This is a genomic window from Mesorhizobium sp. M5C.F.Ca.IN.020.29.1.1 (assembly GCF_003997375.1).
GTDB classification, from domain to species: Bacteria; Pseudomonadota; Alphaproteobacteria; order Rhizobiales; family Rhizobiaceae; genus Mesorhizobium; species Mesorhizobium wenxiniae.
In genome coordinates this window covers 1-5,658 of record NZ_RZSW01000419.1, presented here as the reverse complement: position 1 = coordinate 5,658, position 5,658 = coordinate 1, and the positions used below count along the sequence as shown (strand labels likewise).

At 61.7% G+C, this 5,658-nt stretch carries 6 protein-coding genes; 3 read left to right on the top strand and 3 right to left on the bottom strand.

The features are described from left to right. Nucleotides 1–544, top strand: a 544-nt coding sequence (locus EOA85_RS37725; RefSeq protein WP_164759875.1) for a hypothetical protein, incomplete at its 5' end; no start/stop codon positions are given. Between the two features lie 552 nt (nucleotides 545–1,096). Beyond that, nucleotides 1,097–2,074, top strand: a complete 978-nt coding sequence (locus EOA85_RS25920; protein ID WP_164759874.1) for an alpha/beta hydrolase — start codon at nucleotides 1,097–1,099, stop codon at nucleotides 2,072–2,074. 306 nt (nucleotides 2,075–2,380) lie between these two features. On the opposite strand, the gene EOA85_RS25915 is transcribed toward EOA85_RS25920, so the two are convergent. Together EOA85_RS25915 and EOA85_RS25910 are read right to left on the bottom strand one after the other, a co-directional pair. Then, entirely contained in the window at nucleotides 2,381–2,893 is a 513-nt protein-coding gene (locus tag EOA85_RS25915) for an OmpA family protein (RefSeq protein WP_127211663.1), read from the bottom strand. Nucleotides 2,894–2,903: 10 nt separating this feature from the next. Next, the gene (locus EOA85_RS25910) at nucleotides 2,904–3,563 is read right to left on the bottom strand and encodes a L,D-transpeptidase (protein ID WP_065010255.1); all 660 of its coding nucleotides are present in this window, start codon (nucleotides 3,561–3,563) and stop codon (nucleotides 2,904–2,906) included. A 265-nt stretch (nucleotides 3,564–3,828) separates the two neighbouring features. Between EOA85_RS25910 and EOA85_RS25905 the strand changes: the two genes are divergently transcribed. Beyond that, on the top strand, nucleotides 3,829–4,887 hold the full coding sequence (locus tag EOA85_RS25905; protein WP_127211665.1) for an aminopeptidase: 1,059 nt from the start codon (nucleotides 3,829–3,831) through the stop codon (nucleotides 4,885–4,887). Nucleotides 4,888–5,119: 232 nt separating this feature from the next. Here the strand turns inward: EOA85_RS25905 and EOA85_RS25900 are convergent, their stop codons facing one another. Next, nucleotides 5,120–5,353 carry a hypothetical protein gene (locus tag EOA85_RS25900; RefSeq protein WP_065010223.1) on the bottom strand — a complete coding sequence of 78 codons (234 nt, stop codon included), beginning with the start codon at nucleotides 5,351–5,353 and terminating at the stop codon, nucleotides 5,120–5,122. Between the last annotated feature and the right edge of the window lie 305 nt (nucleotides 5,354–5,658).

Below are 5,658 nucleotides of genomic sequence, written 5' to 3'. Positions count from 1 at the left end.
GCGGCGGCTCGCCGCCCGCCGCTACCTCGCGGCCACCGACAAGAAGGAGGCGCGCCATTGGATCAATGCCCTGGCCGGCCTCCCTGTAGGTGCATACGCCGATCCTCTGCCGGAAGAGCGCGAGATTCTCGCCGATCCGGCGGTCAGCCGCTTTGCCACCGGCCTGATCAAGCGCCAGGGCGACCGCGGCGTCGATGCCGTGCCCGACCTGTTGCGGCTGCTGCGCGAGTACTCCGTCCACGATCCGGGCAAGTATGGCTTCAGCGACCTGACCGCGGCTACCGATGCCGTGCGAAGCGGCTTTCGCCGCATTGGCCCTGCGGCCTCTTTCGCGCGGCCTGAGATCGAGCAGCTCCTGGCTTCGCCGGGTCTGGAGTACCGCTACAAGACGCTCGGCCAGGAAGAATGGGACACGCTGCTGGTCGTCCTCGGGAAGCCTGTCGAAACGCTTACCAAACCGGAAAACCGAGGTGGTACCGACGCGAGGTACCGCGAGCGCGTCGCTCAACGGGCCGCCAAGCCTTACGATCCGCGCCGGGATTGATCGCCGAAACGGGAAGAAGAATCTTCGGGGACGGAGCTATGTCCGGCGACAGGATGGATGATGGGCTGGCCCATTCGGGGTGTCGCGCGGTCTGAATGTCCGGCTCGTTTTCAGTGTCGATCAATAGCTGCCATTCCGCTTTCCACCATGAGCGGTCGCTATCCCTGTGGGGTCCTGCCACGCGGTTGGGTAAAAGCCAATCAGCGTACTGCTGGGACTATCCGGGAATGGGCAGTCAGAGCGGCAGCTAGTACGTTGGCGTGACGGTGAAGCTGTAAAGGTCAATCCAAGCACACCACAACCCTCGTAGCCGGACGTGATCACCGGCGTCTAGCTCGATAGAGGCGACATTAAGCGGGCCGGCGGGATTTGCCGGCTGCGCGGAGACGATCGCCCCAACTCAAGAAACGCTTGCCGCGCAATGCTGATCGATGGTAGGCGCCGTGCGAATGCAATGCCACCGTAGGTGGTTCAGTTCGTGAGGCATTCCGATGCATCGCTGCCCGCCTCGAAGCACTCGCGCCAGCGGGCGGCATCCTGATCTCCGGCAAAGTGCACGACGAAGTCGAGGGCAAGCTGAATTGCGGCTTTGAGGATCGAGGCTCAAGATCGGTCAAGAACATCGCTCGGCCGGTTAGGCCCTACCTCGTCCAACGTGAAGAACCGGCCGCGGCTCGCTCGATACGCGGTGCCGCCCTGCAGCAGGAGATCGAATATTGCCGTGCCCCCGACGGCGTGCGCCTTGGCTGGGCCAAGGTCGGCACGGGCCCGCCGATCGTGAAGGCGGCTAATTGGCTCAACCATCTCGAATACGATTGGGAGAGCCCGGTATGGCGCGCCTTTCTGGAGCGGCTGGCGAGAGGCAACACGCTAATCCGCTACGACGCTCGCGGCAACGGCCTCTCGGACTGGGATGTACCGGACGTCTCCTTCAACGCATGGGTGAGCGATCTTAAGGCTTTGGTGGACGACGCAGGTCTCGACCGCTTTGCCCTGCTCGGCGTCTCGCAGGGCTGTGCGGTCTCGATTGCCTTCGCGGAGCGCTATCCCGAGCGGGTGTCGCACCTCATCTTGTATGGCGGGTTCGCGCTTGGCGCTCGCAAACGCTCGCCTGAGAGCAGGGCGAAGCGAGACGCCATGGCAACCCTGATGCGTTTTGGTTGGGGTGCGGATGAGCCAGTCTTCCGCCAAATGTTCACCTCGCAGTTCATGCCCGACGCCACAAAGGAGCAGGCGGACGTCTGGAACGAGCTTCAGCGGCGGACGACCTCGCCCGAGTGCGCGGTCCGCTACTTCGAAACGGTAGGTGACCTCGACGTGCGCGATCTCCTGCCTCGGGTGCAGGCACGGACCCTCGTGATGCACGTCCGCGGCGACCTCATCGCTCCGCTCGAGAGCGGGCGCGAGGTGGCGGCCGGCATACGGGACGCACGGTTCGTTGCGATGGAGGGGCGCAGCCATTTGGTCCAGGAGAGCGAGCCTGCCTTCGAACGCATATTCGAGGAGATACGGCTATTCTTATCGAGGTGACGCCCTGAATCTTCTCTGCTTCAAGCGAGCTAGGCGGTGTGGACGGATTTGACGGAGATGAAGCCGGCGGCGAGTGCGACGGAACGACACCCATTTCAGCTTCGTTGAAACACCCCTGCTGGAAAGGGTTGAGTGGCTACAGCCGAACGTCCGCTTGTGTGCAAACGTGCCGCCTCGCCTGTTCACTCGGATGTCGGCTTTTGAATGCGGCTAGGGTCTACTCAATGACCGACATGCGGCGCAAAGCAGCCATGCCGCCGTCGCGTGTGAGACTCTGCTTCGGGTCACAAGCAGAACAGCAGCCCCCTACGGCTCGTCCCTCTCATCGCGCAAATTAGACACAACGCGGCGGTTCTGCGACCTGCAGGCGGTGTCGGGGCAGTCGCGGACGAGCCTGTCCTTGCCGTAGCCCTTGGCCCACATGCGGTTGCGGTCTATGCCGCCGGCGGCGAGGTAGTCCATCACCGCATCGGCGCGCTGCTGCGACAGCGCCGTTTCACTTGCGCCGGGATCGTCGGCGAAACCCTGCAGCTTGAGCAGCCAGCGCGGATGCTTTGCTAACCAGGCGATCTGGGTGTCGAGGGTGGCCTTGGCGACAGAATCGAGCGCGGCCGAACCTTGCGTGAAATAGGTGCGGCGGCCGACATTGAGTATAAAATCCTCCTCGCTGCCCGGCTGCACGTTCTGGAAGCCGGCAACCTCGGTGTTGGTGATGTTGGGCGTGGAAGGAGCCAGCGTGTTGCTGGTCGAGCAGGATGCGGCCAGCACCAGCAGGCCGGCGGCGAGCAGCCGGCGCGTGTTTTCAATCATGTGGTTCATGAGGCGCCAATCATTCGACAGTGGTGGAAGCGGGCGCCTGGTCGGCGATGTGCGGCAGGACCTGCACCGCTGTGCCGATCGGGCAGCGCTGGTAGAGGTCGATGATGTCTTCCGGGAACATCCGGATGCAGCCGCTGGAAGCGTCGGTGCCGATGCTCCATGGCTCTAGCGTGCCATGCAGGCGGTAGCCGGTGTCGGCGCCGTTGCGGTGCAGATAGAGCGCGCGCGGCCCGAGCGGATTGTTGGACGCGCCGCCTGCGACCATGTGCGGTAGGTCCGGCTTGCGCTTACGCATTTCGGGGGGCGGTACCCATTGCGGCCACAGCGCGCGGCGGTCGATCGTCGCGCGGCCGTACCATTTGAAGCCGTCCTTGCCGACGCCGACGCCGTAGCGGATGGCGGTCTTGTTTTCCATGATGACGTAGAGGAAGTGGTGGCGGGTATCGACCACGACGGTGCCGACCGGCTCGCTACTGAAATACTTGACGATCTGGCGATGCCATCTCTTGTCGATCTTGGCGAAGTTGGTCTTGCGATAGACAAAATTGTTGTCGCTGGCGGTACCGGCGAAAAAGGATTTTGCCGCCGCGGCTTGAGCAATATTGCTGGTTGCACCCACCGCGACCATCGCCAGGCCGCCGAGCACGACACCCCTGCGTGATAAAACCATCGGCAATTTTCCCCCCATGCCAAAGCCTGGCGCACCATAGTTGAGAATTACTTCGCCTCAAAGTGGAAAATGCTGCGTTGCTTCAGTCCGCCATGTCCGGACATTCGGCAATTTGGCGGCGAGTGACCGTTGTGGCAATCTTGCCGAGGACGAACGTCTAACCTAAACCCATCCAGGATCTTAACCAAATTGGCGCGACTGTTTGGGACCGGGCGTAGTTGCGACATTTGCCCTATCCGGACGTGTGAGCGATGCCGTGGGCATGATGCATGCTGTTTTTCGTTCGCTTGCTGCGATGATCGCGATGTCCGGCGTGGCAGGTTGCACCAGCATTTCCTACTACGCACAATCCTTGAAGGGTCACGTGGAGATCATGGCGGCGCGCCAGGATGTCGGAGAGCTGATCGACAATCCTTCGACCCCTGGGACATTGCGCGCTCGAATGGCATCGGCGAGTGCCATCCGACAGTTTGCGATAGATGAACTAGCGCTGCCGGACAACAATAGCTACCGCAGCTATGTTGACGTTGGTCGGGACGCGGTGACATGGGCCATCTTCGCAGCGCCGGAATTCTCGCTGACGCCACGAACATGGTGCTTTCCGGTGTTCGGATGCGTTCCGTACCGAGGATACTTCTCCAAAAGGTCTGCAATTGAAACCGCTGTCGAACTTCAGAGACAGGGCCTGGACGTCTATGTGACGGGCATCACTGCATATTCCACGCTCGGCTGGTCAAGTGACCCGCTGCTAAGCACCATGCTCAGCCAAGATGAAGCGGGTCTTGCAGGGCTGGTGTTCCATGAGCTGGCTCACCAGCGCGTCTACGTACAGGACGATTCCGCGTTCAACGAAGCGTTCGCTGCCGCTGTCGAAACAACCGGTGTAAGAAAATGGCTGCGCGCGAATGGGGATACTGCCGGTTTGCGCCGTTACGAAGCCGACCGGAGGCGCAGAGCTCAATTTCTTGCGCTGGTGTCGCAGACCCGAGACGAGCTAAGGCACGTCTATGACGACAGCGCTACCTCTGAGCAGAAGCGGGCCGCAAAGATAGCCGCGATCGAACGGCTGCGGATGCGCTACCGAGAGATGCGCGACAGTCGCTGGCGTGGATACCGGGGATACGATGTCTGGTTCGATTCTCCGATTAACAACGCGAAGCTCGCCGCGACTTCCGTCTACGGCGATCGGGTGGCGACGTTTCTCCGCTTGTTCGATTTGTGTTCGGGCGACTATCCACGATTTTTCGCGTCGGTTCGACGGATAGGAGCGTTAGACAAATCTGACCGCGCCGAAGCGCTCAAGGCGGCAGATTCATGCGATTGATCCGGTCAAATCCGAAGGCCAGAAGCGGCGAATCGGTCGCTGATGTGCTCGGCAAGCCGGCGCAGGTGATTGAATTGACCATTTGTCGGCCGATTTCCTAGGTACTTTGAGGTCGGCGGGGCCGGAAGCCGCATGTCGGCCTACAGAAGCCAAAAGCGGACTCGCCTGAACTCCCCGCGGGATCTTGGACCACAATGATTGCCGGCGGGCCGTGGCGCCTCAGTGTGCGCCCCTACGAGGCCGAAAACCTCACGCTCACGCCGCGCTGCCGAAAATAAGCCTGCATTAGCTTGCGGCCCGAACGGTTGTTCTGCGCCAGCCTGGTCGGATCGAACACCGCTTGTTCTACCCCCTCTCGCGCCAGCGCTGCTTTGAGCGCCGCGATATGTGCGTCGATGTCGGCATTGTTCGCCCGGAGCGATGCATAGATGCTGTCGGTCGCCTCGGCCACGGTCGGCTCGCTCACGGGTGTACTCCTTTGGCTATTCGGGCGGCGGCTTACCACAGATCAGCGGCTTCGCCGAGATACCGATAAGACGGCGAGATGGGCGGCAACAGTGTTCCTTGGGGTCGGTTGTGAATCATGGGTTCCGCCTGAGTCGGAGACGCACGCCATGTCGAGACGAACGAGTGAGGAGGATAGGACGCACACGTTCGAGTGTCCGGGCTTGACTGCCGCGACGCGGGCGGGCGTGAGGAAGTTCACCTCAAATTGCTCTTCGGAAACAGCACGCGATCGGGTTTTGCATTCATTCGCGCCAGCATTTCCTT